The 17,148-nt window shown below is 70.9% G+C and carries 27 protein-coding genes; 12 read left to right on the top strand and 15 right to left on the bottom strand.

The genetic code is table 11. The features are described 5' to 3' along the window. Positions 1–72 precede the first annotated feature (72 nt). From ACFC1T_RS04070 to ACFC1T_RS04055, 4 genes are all read right to left on the bottom strand, one after another. Positions 73–627 (bottom strand): GNAT family N-acetyltransferase, encoded by a 555-nt coding sequence (locus ACFC1T_RS04070; RefSeq protein ID WP_375883231.1) that lies wholly within the window; start codon positions 625–627, stop codon positions 73–75. Further along, entirely contained in the window at positions 624–1,511 is an 888-nt protein-coding gene (locus tag ACFC1T_RS04065; protein WP_375883228.1) for a DUF5995 family protein, read from the bottom strand. Before ACFC1T_RS04065 ends, ACFC1T_RS04070 begins: the two co-directional genes overlap by 4 nt. Before the next feature lie 124 nt (positions 1,512–1,635). After that, positions 1,636–1,848: a DUF4287 domain-containing protein gene (locus ACFC1T_RS04060; RefSeq protein WP_375883225.1), complete on the bottom strand. Its 213-nt coding sequence runs from the start codon at positions 1,846–1,848 to the stop codon at positions 1,636–1,638. 68 nt (positions 1,849–1,916) lie between these two features. Further along, a complete protein-coding gene (locus tag ACFC1T_RS04055; RefSeq protein WP_375883222.1) occupies positions 1,917–2,582 on the bottom strand; it encodes a DUF998 domain-containing protein in 666 nt (221 codons plus the stop codon). Between the two features lie 143 nt (positions 2,583–2,725). Here ACFC1T_RS04055 and ACFC1T_RS04050 point away from each other — a divergent pair, with 143 nt between their 5' ends. The 3 genes from ACFC1T_RS04050 (at position 2,726) to ACFC1T_RS04040 (ending at position 4,485) form a co-directional block, all read left to right on the top strand. Further along, positions 2,726–3,349, top strand: coding sequence for a TetR/AcrR family transcriptional regulator (locus tag ACFC1T_RS04050; RefSeq protein ID WP_375883219.1), 624 nt, complete (start codon positions 2,726–2,728; stop codon positions 3,347–3,349). A 177-nt stretch (positions 3,350–3,526) separates the two neighbouring features. Then, positions 3,527–4,033: a SigE family RNA polymerase sigma factor gene (locus ACFC1T_RS04045; protein WP_375883216.1), complete on the top strand. Its 507-nt coding sequence runs from the start codon at positions 3,527–3,529 to the stop codon at positions 4,031–4,033. Positions 4,034–4,044: 11 nt separating this feature from the next. Then, positions 4,045–4,485, top strand: a complete 441-nt coding sequence (locus tag ACFC1T_RS04040) for a cellulase (RefSeq protein ID WP_375883213.1) — start codon at positions 4,045–4,047, stop codon at positions 4,483–4,485. A gap of 71 nt (positions 4,486–4,556) precedes the next feature. On the opposite strand, the gene ACFC1T_RS04035 is transcribed toward ACFC1T_RS04040, so the two are convergent. The 3 genes from ACFC1T_RS04035 to ACFC1T_RS04025 all read right to left on the bottom strand — a co-directional run bounded on the left by ACFC1T_RS04035 (position 4,557) and on the right by ACFC1T_RS04025 (position 5,960). Further along, complete coding sequence (locus tag ACFC1T_RS04035; protein ID WP_375883211.1) at positions 4,557–4,967, bottom strand: hypothetical protein; 411 nt, start codon at positions 4,965–4,967, stop codon at positions 4,557–4,559. Between the two features lie 352 nt (positions 4,968–5,319). Beyond that, on the bottom strand, positions 5,320–5,592 hold the full coding sequence (locus ACFC1T_RS04030; RefSeq protein WP_375883208.1) for a hypothetical protein: 273 nt from the start codon (positions 5,590–5,592) through the stop codon (positions 5,320–5,322). Further along, a complete protein-coding gene (locus ACFC1T_RS04025; protein ID WP_375883205.1) occupies positions 5,589–5,960 on the bottom strand; it encodes an ATP-binding protein in 372 nt (123 codons plus the stop codon). The genes ACFC1T_RS04030 and ACFC1T_RS04025 overlap by 4 nt, the downstream gene beginning before the upstream one ends. A 216-nt stretch (positions 5,961–6,176) precedes the next feature. Between ACFC1T_RS04025 and ACFC1T_RS04020 the strand changes: the two genes are divergently transcribed. The 5 genes from ACFC1T_RS04020 (at position 6,177) to ACFC1T_RS04000 (ending at position 7,939) form a co-directional block, all read left to right on the top strand. Next, positions 6,177–7,034 carry a Scr1 family TA system antitoxin-like transcriptional regulator gene (locus tag ACFC1T_RS04020; RefSeq protein ID WP_375883203.1) on the top strand — a complete coding sequence of 286 codons (858 nt, stop codon included), beginning with the start codon at positions 6,177–6,179 and terminating at the stop codon, positions 7,032–7,034. 3 nt (positions 7,035–7,037) lie between these two features. After that, complete coding sequence (locus tag ACFC1T_RS04015) at positions 7,038–7,223, top strand: DUF397 domain-containing protein (RefSeq protein ID WP_375883200.1); 186 nt, start codon at positions 7,038–7,040, stop codon at positions 7,221–7,223. 110 nt (positions 7,224–7,333) lie between these two features. Continuing rightward, the gene (locus ACFC1T_RS04010) at positions 7,334–7,519 is read left to right on the top strand and encodes a DUF397 domain-containing protein (protein ID WP_375883198.1); all 186 of its coding nucleotides are present in this window, start codon (positions 7,334–7,336) and stop codon (positions 7,517–7,519) included. Between the two features lie 24 nt (positions 7,520–7,543). Beyond that, on the top strand, positions 7,544–7,729 hold the full coding sequence (locus ACFC1T_RS04005; RefSeq protein ID WP_375883195.1) for a DUF397 domain-containing protein: 186 nt from the start codon (positions 7,544–7,546) through the stop codon (positions 7,727–7,729). 24 nt (positions 7,730–7,753) lie between these two features. Then, a complete protein-coding gene (locus ACFC1T_RS04000; RefSeq protein WP_375883192.1) occupies positions 7,754–7,939 on the top strand; it encodes a DUF397 domain-containing protein in 186 nt (61 codons plus the stop codon). Between the two features lie 440 nt (positions 7,940–8,379). On the opposite strand, the gene ACFC1T_RS03995 is transcribed toward ACFC1T_RS04000, so the two are convergent. Continuing rightward, positions 8,380–8,883 carry a hypothetical protein gene (locus ACFC1T_RS03995; protein WP_375883189.1) on the bottom strand — a complete coding sequence of 168 codons (504 nt, stop codon included), beginning with the start codon at positions 8,881–8,883 and terminating at the stop codon, positions 8,380–8,382. A 295-nt stretch (positions 8,884–9,178) separates the two neighbouring features. Here ACFC1T_RS03995 and ACFC1T_RS03990 point away from each other — a divergent pair, with 295 nt between their 5' ends. The 3 genes from ACFC1T_RS03990 to ACFC1T_RS03980 all read left to right on the top strand — a co-directional run bounded on the left by ACFC1T_RS03990 (position 9,179) and on the right by ACFC1T_RS03980 (position 11,110). Continuing rightward, positions 9,179–9,604 carry a DUF6210 family protein gene (locus ACFC1T_RS03990; RefSeq protein ID WP_375883186.1) on the top strand — a complete coding sequence of 142 codons (426 nt, stop codon included), beginning with the start codon at positions 9,179–9,181 and terminating at the stop codon, positions 9,602–9,604. A gap of 119 nt (positions 9,605–9,723) precedes the next feature. Further along, complete coding sequence (locus tag ACFC1T_RS03985) at positions 9,724–10,134, top strand: VOC family protein (protein ID WP_375883183.1); 411 nt, start codon at positions 9,724–9,726, stop codon at positions 10,132–10,134. 100 nt (positions 10,135–10,234) lie between these two features. Beyond that, positions 10,235–11,110, top strand: coding sequence for a hypothetical protein (locus tag ACFC1T_RS03980; protein ID WP_375883180.1), 876 nt, complete (start codon positions 10,235–10,237; stop codon positions 11,108–11,110). Positions 11,111–11,123: 13 nt separating this feature from the next. Here the strand turns inward: ACFC1T_RS03980 and ACFC1T_RS03975 are convergent, their stop codons facing one another. After that, the gene (locus ACFC1T_RS03975; protein ID WP_375883177.1) at positions 11,124–11,867 is read right to left on the bottom strand and encodes a DUF6193 family natural product biosynthesis protein; all 744 of its coding nucleotides are present in this window, start codon (positions 11,865–11,867) and stop codon (positions 11,124–11,126) included. A 198-nt stretch (positions 11,868–12,065) separates the two neighbouring features. Between ACFC1T_RS03975 and ACFC1T_RS03970 the strand changes: the two genes are divergently transcribed. Next, a complete protein-coding gene (locus ACFC1T_RS03970) occupies positions 12,066–12,464 on the top strand; it encodes a hypothetical protein (RefSeq protein WP_375883174.1) in 399 nt (132 codons plus the stop codon). Between the two features lie 60 nt (positions 12,465–12,524). Here the strand turns inward: ACFC1T_RS03970 and ACFC1T_RS03965 are convergent, their stop codons facing one another. The 6 genes from ACFC1T_RS03965 to ACFC1T_RS03940 all read right to left on the bottom strand — a co-directional run bounded on the left by ACFC1T_RS03965 (position 12,525) and on the right by ACFC1T_RS03940 (position 17,073). After that, positions 12,525–12,965, bottom strand: a complete 441-nt coding sequence (locus ACFC1T_RS03965; RefSeq protein ID WP_375883171.1) for a hypothetical protein — start codon at positions 12,963–12,965, stop codon at positions 12,525–12,527. 37 nt (positions 12,966–13,002) lie between these two features. Then, positions 13,003–13,617, bottom strand: coding sequence for a hypothetical protein (locus tag ACFC1T_RS03960; protein ID WP_375883168.1), 615 nt, complete (start codon positions 13,615–13,617; stop codon positions 13,003–13,005). 119 nt (positions 13,618–13,736) lie between these two features. Then, on the bottom strand, positions 13,737–14,348 hold the full coding sequence (locus tag ACFC1T_RS03955) for a hypothetical protein (protein WP_375883166.1): 612 nt from the start codon (positions 14,346–14,348) through the stop codon (positions 13,737–13,739). A 150-nt stretch (positions 14,349–14,498) separates the two neighbouring features. Continuing rightward, complete coding sequence (locus ACFC1T_RS03950) at positions 14,499–15,266, bottom strand: ABC transporter permease (RefSeq protein ID WP_375883164.1); 768 nt, start codon at positions 15,264–15,266, stop codon at positions 14,499–14,501. Further along, a complete protein-coding gene (locus ACFC1T_RS03945) occupies positions 15,263–16,234 on the bottom strand; it encodes an ABC transporter ATP-binding protein (RefSeq protein WP_375883161.1) in 972 nt (323 codons plus the stop codon). Before ACFC1T_RS03945 ends, ACFC1T_RS03950 begins: the two co-directional genes overlap by 4 nt. Then, on the bottom strand, positions 16,234–17,073 hold the full coding sequence (locus tag ACFC1T_RS03940) for a DUF4097 domain-containing protein (RefSeq protein ID WP_375883159.1): 840 nt from the start codon (positions 17,071–17,073) through the stop codon (positions 16,234–16,236). The genes ACFC1T_RS03945 and ACFC1T_RS03940 overlap by 1 nt, the downstream gene beginning before the upstream one ends. Positions 17,074–17,148 lie beyond the last annotated feature (75 nt).

The following is a 17,148-nucleotide window of genomic DNA, read 5'->3' as shown; positions in this document are numbered from 1 at the left end:
ACGACAGGCGACAGGCAGACGGACAGGCGGACAGGCGGACAGGCGGACAGGCGGACAGGCGGACAGCGAACCTCAGCCCCGCTCGACCGCCAGCTCGATCTCCCGGTGCGTCGCGTCCCCCGGCACCGGCACGGAGACCCCGGAGCGGCGGAAGCCGGCCCGCAGGTACATCGCCTCGGCACGGGCGTTGTCCTCGTGGACGAACAGCCGGACCCGCTGGACCCGGGGCTCGGTGAGCGCCCAGGAGCAGTCCTGGGCGGCCCGGATCAACTCGTGTGCCAGGCCGGTGCCGCGCGCCTCGGGGCGGACGTAGACCCCGACGACGTGGGTCTGCGGGACGCTGACGACGTCGCCGCCGAGGGCGCCGTCCCCGCCGGGCCGCTCGACCAGGACGGTCATGCTGCCGAGCCAGCGGCCGTCCGCGGCCTCGGCGACGAGCTGGTGCACCGCGTCGCCCTCGGCGGCTCCGGCGGTGCGCTCCTGCCAGAACTCGTCCGGCTTGGCGGCGGCGTTCTCGTAGGTGTCCAGGAAGGCGATGCCCGCGACCGGGTCCTGCAGCGCGGCGAGGCGGAGCTCCTTGACCCGCTCCCACTCCTCGGCCCGTACCCGTCTGATCACTGTGCTCATCGCATGATCGTCAGCGGTGCGGCGCCTCCGCGCAACCCCCTTTCCACCTCCGTCCCGAGGAGCGCCCGGCTACCGTCGACCGGTCGTCCACCGGCCGCCGCTCCCTCCGCACCGCAGACCGCGGCCGGCGGCGGGATGACCGGGACGAGGATCACCCTGCTGGTGGCGTTCACCGAGCCGACCATGCCGGTGAGCACGATCTGGTACTTCATCGGGTTGTTGCGCGCGTTCCACAGCTGGGTGGCGTTGAACCAGGCGACCTCGCGGGCGGTGGACATGCTGAACGCGCTGACCGCGTGCTTGAGCTGCTCGGCGGGCGCGGTGGCGACCTTGACGAGCTGCAACTCGAACTCGGCCCGGATCTCGGCCTCCACGCTCGCGAGCAGGTCGTTGACCTTCTCGAAGTCCTCGTGCACCGGCGGGTTCTCAGGCGCGGTGCCGCGCTCCTGGCAGGTCTCGACGACGGCGAGGGCGAGGTCGTGGTTGATGTGGGCGTTCATCCCGGCCAGCGCGAACTGGATCGGCCAGATGACCCGGTTGCCGCGCACGTCGAACAGCGGCTGCCAGGAACCCTCGACCTGGCGTCCGGCCTTGGCGGCCTCGACGTTCTGGAGGTAGTGCCCGGCGAAGATGACGTCCATCCGCTCCAGGAAGGCGCCGTCCTTGAAGGTGCCCTCGGTGACGTGCTGCTTCACCAGCTTGGTGACTTTCAGGTACACCCGGTTGAAGCAGGCGACGCCGTCGTGCGGGTCGAGTTCGCGGTCGATCTGCTCCATGCGGGAGATCACTTCGTCGATGGTGGCCGGGAGTTGGGTGGTCATGGCGAGCCTTCCGTGCGACGGGTCGGTGCGGATGCCGAGCAGCTCCGAACGCCGAATGGTCACGGAGCGTGGCAGTGCAGCACGAAAGGTAGTGCACGGACGAAGGGAATCCCCGGAAGCCGCACCCACCTCGCCCCACGTCACACGACAGCAGGCAGCAGGCAGCGGGCGGCAGGCAACGACCCGGTCAGCCGGCCGTGCGCTCGGCGAGGGTGTGGGCGACGAGCGCGTTGGCGTGGCCGTGGCCGAGGCCGTGCTCACCCTTGAGCCAGGCGACGAGCTCCATGTGCTTGGTGAGCGGCGAGCTGCGGATCAGGCCCTGCCACTCCTCGACCGGGCGGCCGTACTTCTTCTCGATCGCGGGGAAGTAGCTGGCGGGGCCTTTGACGGGGGTGGTCATCGCGTGGGTGTCCTGTTCTCTACTCGGGTTGAACGTAGCTGTTCTGAGGTGACGTCACTGCTCCGACGCTAGCGGTCGGCACCGACAAGGGCGCCGGCCCGCAGGATCGCCGCAGTGAGGGCGAGGAGGCCGAGGCCTGCGCCGAGGGTGAAGGCGATGACGGTGGCGCCGGAGCCCGCGAAACCGGCCAGGACGCCGACCGGGACGATGCGGAGGGCGAGGGCCCAGCCGCGCTCGCCGCGCGCGGCGAAGTGCCGGGCCAGGGCGAGGAAGGCGAGGCAGAGCGCCAGGTAGCCGAGGGTGCCGCTGAGCAGGTGGACGGTGCCGTGGCCGCTCAGCCCACCGGGGCCGTCCGGCCTTCCGGCCGGGAAGCCCGCGCCGGGGTCGGCCTTGAAGACCCCGGCGAGGAGGAAGGAGGCCCCGAAGGCGGCGATCAGCCTCGGGGCCCAAGTACCGCCGGGGGTACCGCCGATGGTGCGGTGGAGGCCGACGGCGCCGGCGGCCAGGAGCAGGCCGGTGAGCAGGAAGCTCGCGACCTGGATCCAGCCGAGGTCGCCGAGGCCGAGCTGGCTGATGGCGTTGCGGGAGAAGTCGAAGCCCTGGCGGGTGAGGCCCTGGGCCACTCCGAGGCCGAGGAACAACGGGCCGGCCAGGGCGCCGCCGACCAGCAGGGCGCGTCGGCCGGTGAACGTGGTGGCAGAGGTGGAAGCGGTGTCGATCGCCTGCTGAGCCATGGAAGTCCCCCCAAGGACGTGAGGCCGCCAGAACTGGACTGTCCAGTACTGCGGAACTGGACGGTACGGTACCGGGAGAGGAACTGGACTGTCCAGTACTGTTCCGTCCAGAACGAGAAGCCGAGAAGGGGAGGGAGACGAGATTGGAAGCGAACGAGCCCGGCAACCGGTCGGCCCGCAAACACCAGGCGATCATGGAAGCCGCGACCACGGTCTTCATGGCCAAGGGCTACGCGGGCACGAGCATGGACGACATCGCCAAGCTCGCGGCCGTGTCGAAGCAGACGGTGTACAAGCACTTCGCCGACAAGGAGAAGCTGTTCGCCGAGATCGTGCTCGCCACGACCGACCGGATCGAGGCCATGATCGACCTGGTGTCCGACATCCCGGCCGACCCGGCCGCCCTGGAGGAGAACCTGGGCACCCTCGCCCGGCAGTTCCTCACCACCCTGACCCGGCCGCAGGTGCTCCAGCTGCGCCGGCTGATCATCGCCAACGCCGACAACTTCCCGGAGCTGGGCGCCACCTGGTACGAGCAGGGCTTCGAGCGGGTGCTCGCCACCCTCGCCGACACCTTCCGACGACTCGCCGACCAAGGCGTGCTCACGGTGGACGATGCGCTGCTCGCGGCGAACCACTTCTCGGGGCTGCTGCTCTGGATCCCGGTGAACAAGGCGATGTTCCATGGCAGCCCGCAGCACACGGACGCCGAGCTCGAGCGCTACGCCGAAGCCGGCGTCCGGGCGTTCCTCGCCGCCTACCGCTGAACCGCGCCGGACCGGGCTGAACCGCGCCGAACCGGGCTGAACCGCGCTGAGCCGCGCCGGACCGCGCCGGACCGGGCGCGCGAGTGATCCAGTTCACAGGGAGGGGGTGCATAGCGGACCGGGGGCCAGTGCCTTTCCACAGGTACAGGCGTTCGGAGATCGGAAAGGCGGTGCTGGATGAGGCATGCGCGAGCGGATGGTTTCGATGAGTTCGTCGCGGCCCGCTGGTCCGCGCTGTTCCACCTCGCGCGCCTGCTCACCGGCGGAGACCGGCACCGGGCCGAGGACCTGCTCCAGGAGGGGCTGCTCAAGTTGTGGTCCGCCTGGCCGAAGGTCGCCGCCCAGGCCCCCGAGGCGTACCTGCACCAGGTCCTGGTGCGCGCGGCGGCCCGCTCGGCCCGTCGGCGCTGGTGGGGCGAACGCCCCACCGAGGAGCTGCCCGAGACGGCCGGCAGCCAGGACCTGGCCGCCATCGTGGAGGAACGCACCCGGCTGGAGGCCGCGTTGGCCCTCCTGTCGGCCCGCCAGCGGGCCGCGGTCGTCCTGCGCTACTACCAGGACCTGCCCGAGGGGCAGGTCGCCGAGGTGATGGGCTGCCCGGTGGGCACCGCCCGCTCCCTGGCATCGCGCGGGGTGGCGAAACTGCGGGAGGCTCTGACCGAGGTCGGCGAGCCGGTGAGGTGACGGAGGAACCCATGGATGATTTCGAACAGGAGCTGGCACGCATGATGCGCGACACCCAGGAGAACACCCCCTTCGAGACCCGGCACCGCGAGCGCCTCCAGGCCGGCGTGCGGTCCCGCCGCCGCACCCGGGGGGCCCTCATGGCCGGTGGCTCCCTGCTGCTGATCGCGGGGGTCGGCGTGGGACTGCCCGCCGCCTTCGCCCAGGACCACGCCACCACGGCCCCGTCGTCCACCCCGACCGCCACCCCCACGCCCGCCCCGACGGGGACGCCGACGTCCACCCCGACGGCGACCCCCACGCCGCTCGGCAAGCCCGGGACTTCGACGGGAACCCCGACCGGGACCCCGGTCGCTCCGGGCGGCTCCTCGATTCCGACGGGGACACCCACGGCGCCGGGCGGCTCCCCCGTGACCCCGACGGCCACCCCGACCTACCTCCAGGGCCACTAGGGAAAGGTCGGCCCGGAACCACGGGTGCCCCGCCCTCCGCGGTGGAGGGCGGGACACCCGTAGCCCAGGCCCTAGAAGTTCGGCTTGAGGAAGCTGCCGAAGGTGTAGGAACCGACGTTCAGCCAGCGCGTCGCGTCCAGCACGGCGGGGGCCGCGGAGCTGTTCTTGAGCTGGATCTTCGAGTCCAGGAAGTAGTAGTCCATGCCCTGGGTCAGGCAGTCGGTCCAGACGTAGGTGCCGGCGGCGAGCTTGACGGTACTGCTCACCATCGGGGCCATGTCGACGAAGCCCCAACCGTAGGAGCCGGCCGCCAGGTTGAGGGTCCGGGACGTACAGATCGAACCCAGGTTGCCGGTGTCGTTGATGACCACGGTCTTCGTGTCGTACAGCGTGGCGCCGGTCGCGGAAGCGGACGTCGCGGTGCCGAGAACGCCCGCGGCGGCCACGGCCACGGCCGCGACGGCAATCTTCTTGGTGAACATGAGAAGTCTCCCCGTGTCGATGAAGGTGCTTTCGAACTCGCGTTGATCGCACTGGAGTTCGCGCGGTCGCAGACTCTTTCAACGGCATGATGGGACGTCAAGTCCCTTGTGCAGCAGGGGCGTCGATGCGCCACTTCGGTCGCAGGAGTGTTTACGGATCTTGCGCACGAGGGCGGAACGGGTGGGGGTGTGCGTAGGAAGTCGACCGGGCCGACTTCCTACGTACGGGCCGGAATCGGCTACTGAGAGCGGGCGCCACCGGACGGGGGTCGGACGTCGGTCGGTTTGCGCCAAAAGCGGGTGGAGCGGGTTTCGCAGAGCGCGCCGACGAGGGCGGCCAGGAGGTTGATGATCAGGAGCCCGAGCATCGGTGGGGGCCGCCGTCACGGCTGCGCTTGTACTCGCGGAGGAGCGCGAGGAGGTTGATCAGGGTGCTCGCCGGAACGTTGCCGAAGTTCACGAGCCGGCGACCGGCCAGGTTGCTCTCGCCCGGGCGGACGGAGGGCCAGAGGAGGCCGAACTCGCGTCCCTCCGTGCGGAGTTCGACGAGGAGTTCGGTGAGCTGGCGGCCGGTGAGGTGGAGCAGGGCCGGGTCGGCGGGGTGGATCGGGTGGTGGGCGCTCACGCGACACCGTCCAACTCGAACCAGGTGGTCTTGCCCAGCTTCCGGGGGTCGACACCCCAGCGGTGGGTGAGGCCCTCGACGATCCGGAGGCCCCGGCCGGACTCGGAGCAGGGGTCGAAGGGGCGCTGCTCGGGGAGGGCGGAGGAGCGGTCGGAGACCCCGACCCGGAGGGTGTTTCCGCGGAGGAGGATGACGACCGCCGGGGCGGGGGTGTTCGCGTGGCGCCAGGAGTTGACGATCAGTTCGACCATGGCGACCTGGGCGTCGGAGATGAGGTCCGGGGGCCAGTCCAGGCCGGTCAGGGCCTCGTGGAGGGCGTCGCGGGAGACCGCGAGGGAGGGGAAGGGGGAGTTGAGGAGGTTGCGCACAGGGATCTCCCAGAGGGGAACGGGTGAGATCGACGGATGCGTCGCCGTGAACGAGCCCACTGGACATGGGTGTTCTTCGGAGCCCGAGCGGCGTTACTGACGATCCGTTCGGTGATCGGTGCATCACAGACTGTAGGGCATCAGACGGTACATGTGCGACCACTTCCAGTACATGTACCCCTAAATGCGGCTGGACTCGCTGTAGCGCCCCGGTAGATGCTTGAGCACATGCCACCTATCCCCAGTGCACGCAAACAGCGGGTTGGCATCGAGCTGAGGAAGATGCGCGATGCCGCCGGTTCGACCACCACAGAGGCGGCCAAGGTCTTCGGCGTGGACCGCACGAAGATCACGCTCATCGAGCAGGGGGCCTACTCGATCACTCCCGAACGAGTGGTCGCCCTTGCGCACAAGTACGGAGAGCTCGACACCGAGTACATCGAGGCCCTCGCCACCATGGCCGGCGACAAGGGCAAGGGTTGGTGGGAGGAGTATCGCGGATCCGTTCCGCAAGGCTTTCTCGACATCTGCGAATTTGAGTACCACGCGAAGGGCATGTACTCGTACCAAATCTGCCACCCGCCGGGCCCGATGCAAACGGAGCGATACAGCCGTGCGATCTTCCAGGACGCACAAGTCCGCCTGACACCACGCATCGTCGAGACGCGGGTCGAGCAACGAATGCTGCGATCCGAGATGTTGATGGCGAAAGGCACGCATCCCTACACGGCGATCGTCCATGAGGCCGCGCTGCGCATGCAGTTCGGCGGCCGCGATGTGGCGCGGGAACAGCTGGACTGGATGTTGGAGTTGTCCCAGCTACCGCACATCACGCTACGAGTGGTCGGCTTTGCTGCCGGAGGCTTCAAGGGGCCCGGTCAAGCCATCTACTACGCGAACGGGGCCGTACCTCGGCTCGACACCGTCAGCTACGACTCGATGGAGGGTCCGGTCTTCCTCCACATGCCCGACCATCTGGAGGAATACCGCTCGATGGTTGAGCAGATGGCTGACAGGTCGCTTTCGGTCGAGGGCTCTCGCGATCTGATCGCGAAGATCAAGAAGGAGATATAACCGATGGAGAAGCACTCCTGGATCCGCCCCAGTGCATGCGCCAATGCGGGCAACTGCCCAGAGGTGGCCGTCACCCCCGACGCCGTCTACGTCCGCAGCAGCCTGCTCCCCGACGCCATAGCCCAGCTCACCCCAGCCGAGTGGCGCGACCTCGTCGCCGCCATCCGCAACGGAGAGTTCGACGCCTGACCCCCGACCCGACCGGCCGGCCCCGCCGACCAACTCCCGGACCACTCAACTCGATCCGTCCGTCTCCCGCGATGCGATCTCCAGCATCATGAACAGCCTGTGGGGCCCCGGTGGAAGAACTCGTTTGGCAGAAGCCCAGCGCATGCGGCGATGGCAACAACTGCCCGGAGGTGGCCGTCGCCTCCGACGCCGTCTACGTCCGCAGCAGTCTGCTCCCCGACGCCATCGCGCAACTCACTCCCACCGAGTGGCGCGACCTCGTCGCCGCCATCCGCAACGGGGAATTCGACACCTGATTCCGCGCAAAGGAGACACAGCCCATGGAGAACCGCCCCTGGACTCGCCCCGGTGGTTGCCCCGACGGCTCAAGCTGCCCGGAGGTGGCCGTCACCCCCGACGCCGTCTACGTCCGCAGCAGCCTCCTGCCGGACGCCGTCGCGCAACTCACCCCGACCGAGTGGCGCGACCTCGTCGCCGCCATCCGCGACGGGGAGTTCGACGCCTGATCCCGCACAGAGGAGACACAGCCCATGGAGAACCGCTCCTGGATTCGGCCCGCCGCATGCTCCAACGCGAGCAACTGCCCAGAGGTGACCGTCACTCCCGACGCCGTCTACGTCCGCAGCAGCCTGCTCCCCGACGCCATCGCCCAGCTCACCCCCGCTGAGTGGCGCGACCTCGTCGCCGCCATCCGCGACGGGGAGTTCGACGTCTGACCCCCGACCCGACCGGCCGGCCAGCCCCGTTTTGGATCATGCACTCTGAGCTGCTAACGTTCTTCTCGTCGCAAGGAACACAGTTCCTCGCCAGGCGTCAGTGGTACTACCAGAGTACGTCCTACTTTCAGTAGGAAGAGTCCGTGCAATCCGGGCCTGGCGCTCCACAGTCGGACGGCCCGGCACCTCTCACAGGTGCCGGGCCGTCCGCGTTCCCGGGCAACGACTGCCGCCCACTCCTCGATTCGGACCATGGGCGTTGAGCTGCTAATGTTCATCTCGTCGCGAGGGACATGAAACCTCGTCAGGCGTCAGTGGTACTACCAGAGTACGTCCTACTTTCAGTAGGAAGAGTCCGTGCAATCCGGGCCTGGCGCTCCACGGTCGAACGGCCCGGCACCTCTCACAGGTGCCGGGCCGTTCGCATTTCCGTCGGCGACTCAGGCCGCGCTGATGTCCCACAGCTGACGCGGGTTGCCGTCGTAGAACCCCTGGAACACGGGGTTGCCGGTCGGGGTGGACTCGATGACCTTCTGCGGGTCCTGCTGCAGGGCGATCACGTGCTTGTCACCCACCATGGGAAGCACCCACCACTGGGTCGGAATGTACTTGTTGCACGTCACCACGGCGATCGGGTCGCCGAGGTTCTCAGGCGCCTGGAGGCACTGGCCGACCCGCGCCTTGCTCTCGATCTGGAGACCACCCTGGCTGCCGAAGCGCAGGATCCAGGCCTGGTAGTCCGTGCCGTTGGGCGCCCATGAGAGGGCGACGTTGCCCCCGACGGCGTTGGCGTCCAGCGCGCCGCCCGTGTCCTCGTTGAAGAAGCGGACGTTCTCCGAGCCCTGACGGGCGGAGCTGGCCGAGGCGGGCGCGGCGACGGCCAGCGCCCCCATAGCGACCAGGGCGGCGGCAGCAACGGCGGTGGCCTTCTTGACGGTGAACAAGGAACTCTCCCTCTGCGGTGTATCCACGGAATCCCACGACCGGATGCCCGGTCACGACGGCGAGGCAATCAGCCGCCCCGAGGGCCCGCAAGGGCGGTTGATCCAAGTGGAGTCCGCATGCGCATCGAATTGCCCCGGACCGCCGCAGGCACACGGACCCGTTCGAGTCACCGGAGCTCACCCACGGCCGACCGGCCCGCGATCACCTGGGCACTTACTGCACGTTCCTCCGGTTTCTCATCATCCGGACGATCCACCCTCGACCGCCCGCCGCCCGTCGAGCAGACTGCTTGTCATGGACTTACACCGATTCGTGTTCCTCGACCCGGACGGCACAGCAGGCCGCTGGCTGTACGTGGTCGTCGCCGCCCCCACCGGAGTCCACTACCAGCAGCAGTACGGCGGCACCTCCTGCCATCAAGGCGAACTACAGGGCTTCCTGGTCCCGGTGACCGGCCCCGACGGCCTCACCGCACTCCGAACACTCTTCGAGCGGGACTTCCGCGGTGCCGGAACCCAGCACCGCCCCTGGTCCGGCAGCGAACTCGACCGGCTCCGGGACGCCCTGCGCGGCATCACCTACTGGGCCTGCGACGGGGACGCCGAGGAACCGCACGAACTGCGGCTCGACGAGGACCGGTTGACCGAGACCGACGAAGCCTGGGTGCCCGTGCTCACCCCGGACGGCCCCGGCGTCCTGGTCTGGCCCAACTCGGACTGAGGACGGGCCGGACCTGGGCCCGCCGGACTAGGACCGGCGCCCGATGGCACCCGCCCCCGGGATCCCTAGGCTCGCTGCTGCCCCCGTCCCTTCCCCCCGCCCGCCCAGGAGCCAGAACCGTGCCGGCCGACGCCACCGCCCACGTCCGCATCGCCCGCCCCTCCCGCGACCTCGCCGCCGCCGAGCACTTCTGGGCCGCCGGCCTCGGCCTGGACGTCCTGTACCGGCACACCACCGACGGCACCCCCGGCGAGCACTCGCTCCTCATGGTCGGCTGGCCCGGCGCCGCCTGGCACCTGGAACTCGTCCACGACCCCGCGGCCCCCGTCGAACCGCGGCCGACCGCCGACGACCTGCTGGTCGTCTACCTCGGCCGGCCGGTCGACGAGGAACTGATCGAGCGGCTCGAACAGCACGGCGGCAAGCGCGTCCCCGCGCACAACCCGTACTGGGACGCCTGGGGCGTCACCGTCCAGGACCCGGACGGCTACCTCCTGGTGCTCTCCACCCGCTCCTGGTCCAACGCGTAGCCACCGCACCGGCCCCGAAGTCGGGTCCTGACAGGCCGCCTCCGGGCTCGGCGCCCGACCGGGATTCGGGAGTGTCGTACCGGAGCGGCACAATCGGCGCATGCCCGAAACCTTCACCGACCTGGGAACTTTCACCGACCTGGGAACCGTCACCGCACCGTCCGGCCTGCTGGTGCTCGGCATGGCCGGCTGGATCGACTTCTGGCCGGAGACCGGCGCGCCCCTCGGCGAACGTGCCCGCGCGGCGACCGCCACCGCGAGCGGCGCCCACCTCCGGGACGGGGACTGCGAGGCCTTCGCCGTCCGGGCCGCCGCCGACCGGCCGCTGCGGGTCCGGGCCACCACCTCGCCGTCACCGTTCGACGAGGAACCGAGCATCGCCACCCTGGAGATCGAACTCGGCCTCCCCTGGCCCGCCGACGCCGACCCGGCCGTCCCGATCCCGCTCGGCGACCTGCCCGTCGACCGCTGCGGCACGGTGATCGGCGACGCCACCGCCCTGGAGGCGTGGACCGGACTGCACGGCGAATCCGTCGACGGCCTCGCCGACGTCACCTACTGGGGCCGCCACGAGGACGACGCCCACGCCCACTTCGGCGGTGAACGGATCTTCTGGCACGGCGTCGACGGCCCGCACGGCTGGCTCGACCTCCCGCTCGCCGAGGCCGCCGCCCGCACCGACGAACTCACCGCCTGGCGCGGCGGCCTCCCCGGCACCGGCGTCGCCGTCGGTCTCGACCCGCACACCGACCACTACCTGGCCGAGCGGGCCGGCTGGGACCACCCGCTGCGCGTCGGTGCGGTCGAGGTCGGCGGCTGCGCCGTACTCGGCATCGGCTGGGACCAGGGCGACCACGCGGTCCGGCACCACGGCGAACGCGGCTGGGGCCAGGTCTACCCGGTCACCCTCGAAGCCGCCCCGGACGGCGGCACGGTGCTGCGCTGGTCCATCCCGCCCTACGAGGAAGAAGACTGACGAGCGGCGGCCGTCAGGCGTCCTCGTCGCTGCCGAGCACGGCCGGCCCGAGGTCGGCCGGCAGGTGGGCGACGGCCAGGGCGACGGCCTCCGCCGCCGTCCCGGCCTCGGCGACCACGCCGCCGTGCGGGAACCGCCGTACCCGGTACGAGCGGCCGTCGTCCGCGGGAACGATCGCGATCACCGGTTCGGACGGGAAGCCGGTCCGGCCCGCGAGGAGCAGCCTCCCGTGGCTGACGGCCGGGGACAACTGCCGGAGCCTCGGCTCCGCACCGGCCGCTGCGACCAGCAGGCCGAACTCCGTGGACTCCGCTTCCCCCAGGGCCCGTTCCCTGACCCAGCGCCACTGCAGCCCGACCACGGCGGCAGCCCCGTGCTCATGGGCCTCGGCGAGCTCCGAGGAGGAGAGGAACGGGAACCGCCCGCGCAGCTCCGCGAGGCTCCGGCCGCTCCCCCAGGCCACGGCGGCCCGGACGACGTCCCGGAGTTCGGCCGTCCACCCCGTGATCAGCTCGGCGCCCAGGCTCCGGCCGGAGACGCCGAAGCTACGCCCCGCGGCGGACAGGTGGACCTGCAGCGGCCGGCGCACGGGCCCCGAGGGCACCGCGCCCGCCGGGGGCGCGATGCCCGCCGAGGCCGCGTCGCCCCAGGTCCCCGGCACCAGGGTGATGTCCACGGCCAGTTCGGCGGCGGCCGATTCCAGTGCGGCGGCGAGGCTCCCGGCTGCGGCCACGTCCGGGTAGAGATCAGGATTCACCCACCCAGTCTGACGATACGAGTTCCCTGGAGCCAGAAAACGTCCTGATCCGATCACTTCCGAACGAACCGTACGGAATCGGGTTTTCCGCTCTCGGACGCCGGGGTAGTGCGGAGACGTTCGCACTCCGACGATCCCCCGGGACCGGAACGGAGGCGAATCCTCGGAGTTCTCGGAATTCTCCCGGAAGGAATCCACATGAACAGGCTCGTCCGCAACGCCCTCGTCACCGTCGTCGCCGCCGGCGCTCTCACCGCCGCCGTCGCACCCGTCGCCATGGCCGCCGACCAGACCCGGACGGCCGGCACCGCCCAGGCCCGGCTCGCCAACCCGAAGACGGTCAAGGCCGCCGCCTACAACCAGGCCCGCAGCACCCTCGCCCAGGCGGGCAGCCAGACGGCCGCCAAGTCCCACCCGGCCCACGGCACCAAGGACGTCCCGGTCTCCTACGGCACCAGCCTGCTCGCCGCCGCCCGCGACGAGTTCCGCGCCGCCGACAAGAACCTCCCGGCCGGCCAGAAGAAGTCCGACATGTCGATCCCGCACTACAACGCCATCCACAGCGCGGCCGACACCATGGGCATCACCGTCTGGTGACGGACCCGGCCAGACCCCCGGCCAGACCCCCGGCAACTCCTCGGCACGGGCCCGGCTCTCCTACGGACGACGGAGACCCGGGCCCGCGCCGAGGAACGCCCGGCGCAGCGGCGCAGCGGTGACGAACACGAACAGCCCGAACAGCGTCATCGCCGGCAGCCCGACCACGCCCTGGAGGTAGGCGAGCGGACGGCGCAGGACGTCGTCCCAGTTCGCCCACCAGTTGGCCGTCAGGTCGGCCGCCATGACCCCCGCCCCGAGCCACACCCCCGCCGACCGCGCCCGGGCCACCAGCACGGCGGCCAAGGGGTCGAGCACCAGCAGCGCGTGGAACAGCACCTGGCTCGGCACCGGCCACCACGCGTAGGCGTGCAGCCCCCCGCTCCCGACCTGGTACGCGTGCACCGCCGCCCCCTCGGCGAACCCCGCCACCCACACCGCCGCCACCCACCACACCCAGCGCGGCCGTACTCCCCGTCCCCCACGGATCCCCTGCGTCACCACGCCAGCCTAGGCGGGCGGTTGATCGGCCTCGGGTTCAGGATCCGGCTCCGACCGGCCCCGGCTTGGGGAGCACCCGGGGCTCGCCCAGGCTGCCGTCGGGCAGGACCTCGAAGACGGTGAGGGAGGTGCGGCCGGTGACCGTGATCCGGTCCGGCCCGGACCAGTCGACGCGGATGAACTCGCCGTCCCGGGTGTCCCAGGTACCGATGCTCCAGTGGCGGGTGGACCAGCCCGTGCCGGCCTCCAACTCCACCTGGTAGACCGGGTCGATGGAGAAGCCGGAGACGTTGGTGACGCTCAGGATCCGGTCCGGGCGGCTCGGGCTGACGAAACGGTCCTCCCGGCCTCCGTCACCACTGAACACGTAGGACAGGAACAGCACCGGCACCCCGGCGACGACGAGCGGGGCCAGCAGGGCAGCGCAGCCGATCTGCGAGAACCAGGTGCGGAACTCCAGCTCGACCACCAGCGAGACCACGATCAGCACCACCGCCGACCCGATCAGCAGGACCGGCCGGTTGAGCCAGTGCTCGACCACCACCAACCCGCCCGAACGGGAGGCGTGCCAGCCCGGCAGGTACACCAGCAACGCCGCGAGTGCCAGAGCTCTGAGCACCCACGCGACCTGCTTGCGGCGCCTCGCCGTCATCCGTCCCCCCGGGCGGTCTTTTGCCGAGCTTTGCGCGGACTTTACTACAAGGGGCCGTTGTTGATCAGGGGTCGCCGTCAGCAGGGCGCCGCCGGCAGGTCACCGCTGGCAGGTCACCGTCAGCGGGGCGTCGCCGCCGGGCGGCCCGGGTCGCCGTCGGGGCCGAGGGTGAAGACCAGGACCTCGCGGGCCGTGGTCACCGTGATCCGGTCGGCGGTGGAGCACTCGACGGCCCGGAGGCGGTCGCGCCCGCCGTCCCAGCTGCCGATGGTCCAGTGGCGGGCGGACCAGCCGGTGCCGGTGAGCAGCTCGGCCCGGTAGGAGGTCGAGTCGATCGAGGAGGAGTCGCCGGTGACGGTCAACACCCGTTCCGGGTGGTCGGGGTGGACCTTGCGCTCGACGGACCGCGCACCGCCGTCGAGCAGCCGGGAGCTCACCGCGCCGACCGCCGACGCGGCGACGAGCGGTGCCAGGACGACCGCGACGGCGATCTGGACGAACCCGGCGCGGGCCCCGCTGCCGGAGCCGGTACGGGCCCCGATGCCGAGCACCGCGGAGACCACGAGCAGCACCACGGCCGCACCGAGCAGCAGCACCGGACGGTCGAGCAGGCGCTCGACCTCCACCAGGCCCCCCGAGCGGGAGGCGTACCGGCCCGCCGCGTAGGCCAGGAGCGCGGCCAGGGCGCCGGCCCGGAGCCCCCGGACGGCCCACCTGCGACGTACGGTCATCTCCCGCCCCCCTGCGCCGGTTTGCCGAACTTTGGCGCGGACTTTACTACAGGGGCCCGGCGGTGGAGCGGGGCCCGGAACGCCACGGCGGCCCGGGTGGCGGGTGTCCCCGCCTCCCGGACCGTCCGACGGCTACCGGCCGTACCCCCGTCACCGCCGGTAGAAGACGCTCCGCGACCAGAAGTAGCCGAGCAGCGTCAGCCCGGTGCACCAGGCGAGGGCGATCCAGCCGCTGTTGCCGATGCCGGTGCCCATCAGCAGACCGCGCAGGGTCTCGATGATCGGCGTGAAGGGCTGGTACTCGGCGAACCACCGCAGCACGGTCGGCATCGAGTCCGGCGGCACGATCGCGCTGCCGATGAAGGGCAGGAAGGTCAGCGGCAGCGGCGTGTTGCTCGCGCTCTCCGGCGTCTTGGAGACCAGCCCGATCCCCGCCGATATCCAGGTCAGCGTCAGGGTCACGAACAGCAGCAGGCCCGCGGCCGCCAGCCACTCCAGCGGCCCCGCGCTCGACCGGAACCCCATGGCGAAGGCCGCGCCGGTCACCACCACGAGCGCGACCACCGTCTGGATCACGCTCCCGACCACGTGCCCGGTCAGGAACGCCGAGCGCGAGATCGCCATCGTCCGGAACCGGTTGACGATCCCCTCGGTCATGTCGACGCAGACGCCGACCGCCGTGGCGACCGCCCCCGACGTCGCCGTCATCAGGACGATCCCCGGCGTCACGTAGTCGATGTAGCTCCCGCCCCCGATGCCGGCCCCCAACGCGCCCCCGAAGGCGTAGTTGAAGAGCAGCAGCATCATCACCGGCATCACCACGACGGAGAAGGTCATCGCCGGGTACCGCTGCGCGCGCTTGAGGTTGCGCCTCAGCATGGTCAGCGAGTCGCTGACCACGTACGTCGCCGTGCTCATCGTGCACCCTCTCCGGTGAGTTGCAGGAAGACGTCGTCCAGGTCGGCCGTCTCCACGACCAGCGACTCGGCCGGCACGGAGGCGTTGTCGAGCGCGTCCAGCACCGCCCGCACGGTGAGCACGGAGTTGTCCCCCGGGATGTCCAGCCGCAGGGCCTCCGCGTCGGCGGTGGCGTAGTCGAACAGCGCCGCGGCGGCGGCGAGTCGGTCGGCGTCCGAGAACTGGAGCCGGATCCGCCCGCCGGGGACGATCCGCTTCAACTCCTCGGCCGTGCCCTCGGCGACGATCCGGCCGTCGTCCAGGACGGCGATCCGGTCGGCGAGTTGGTCGGCCTCGTCCAGGTACTGGGTGGTGAGGAAGATCGTCACCCCGTGGTCGGCGACCAGGCCCCGGATGATCTCCCACATGGTGCGCCGACTGCGCGGGTCCAGCCCGGTGGTGGGCTCGTCCAGGAAGATCACCTCGGGGTCGCCGACCAGGGTCATCGCCAGGTCGAGCTTGCGCCGCATGCCGCCGGAGAAGGTGGCGACCGGCCGGCGCGCGGCTTCGTCGAGCTCGAAGCGCCGCAGCAGTCCCTCGGCCCGCCTCCGCCCCTCCCGACGGCGGAGGTGGTTGAGGTCGGCCATCAGCATCAGGTTCTCCTCGGCGGTGAGGAGGTTGTCCACCGCCGAGAACTGGCCGGTGACCCCGATCGCCTTCCGCACCCCGTCGGCCTGGCGGGCCACGTCGTGCCCGGCCACCCGGACCGTGCCGCCGTCGGCGGGGATCAGGGTGGAGAGGATCTCCACCGTGGTGGTCTTGCCCGCGCCGTTCGGCCCGAGCAGGGCGAAGACGCTGCCCGCCGGGATGGACAGGTCGACGCCCCTGAGCACCGCCTTGTCCCCGTAGTTCTTGGTCAGCCCGGTCACCGAGATCGCCGCGGTGCTCGCGACCGGGGCCGTCGCCGCGTTCGCCGTCGTCGCCGCCATCAGGCCCTCCGGATGAGGATGCTGCCGATCTGGGTGGTGCCGCGGACCTCGACCGTCTCCCGGGCCTCGCCCGGACCGGTGGCCGTGTCGAGGGCGTTGCGGACGGCACCGAACTTGCTGTGCACGTCGAGCCAGGCCGCCGTGCCCTCCGCGATGCCGACCTCGATGTCCCCGACGCCGACCTGGAGGCCGACCTTGCCCCGGACGACCTGGCCGACCCGGATGTGGCCGTTCGCGGTCTTGGCCTCGACGTCCCCCTCGGCGAGGCCGATGTGGATCCGGCCGTTGGAGGCGTTCGCCGCCAGCTCGCCGCGCACCTCGTCGATCTCGGTGTCGCCGTGGCTGTTCTTGACCGTCAGCCGGCCCCCGACGGAGCCGACCTCGATCCGGCCCGAGCCCGTCACCTCGGCGTCCCCGGTGACGGTGCCGACCCGGATGTCGCCGATGTCGGTCTTGAGCCGCGCGCCGGCGGCCCGGTCGAGCTGGATCCGGCCCATGGAGGTCTTGATCCGGCAGTCGCCGAGCGGGCCCTCGGTGACGAAGTCCGCCATCGGGGAGTCGGCGTGCACCTCGGAGCCGGCGGGCAGCTCGACGGTGAGGTCGATCGAGCCCTTCTTGCTGGAGAACACGGTGCGCTGCTTGGGGCCCTTGACGGTGAGCCGGCCGCCGGAGAAGTCGACCTGGGTCAGCTCGGCGGCCTTGACGTCCGCGTCCCTGGCGGCGCTGGTGGGCCGGACCTCGACGACGGTGTCGGTGCGCTTGCTGGCCCGGATCCACACCGAGCCGATCTCGAACTCAAGGGAGACGGAGATCTGTCCGTCGGTCTCGTACGTGGGCATGGCTGTGCCGTCCTCTTGACTCGTGTGAGTGTTCCCGCTGGTCGGAGCGGGGGTGACGTTGCAGGGGCGGTGGGT

Origin of the sequence: Kitasatospora sp. NPDC056076 (genome assembly GCF_042266305.1) — a bacterium.
In the GTDB taxonomy this organism is placed as follows: domain Bacteria; phylum Actinomycetota; class Actinomycetes; order Streptomycetales; family Streptomycetaceae; genus Kitasatospora.
Note: the sequence above shows the minus strand (reverse complement) of the source record. Positions and strands in the feature narration are given on the sequence as shown.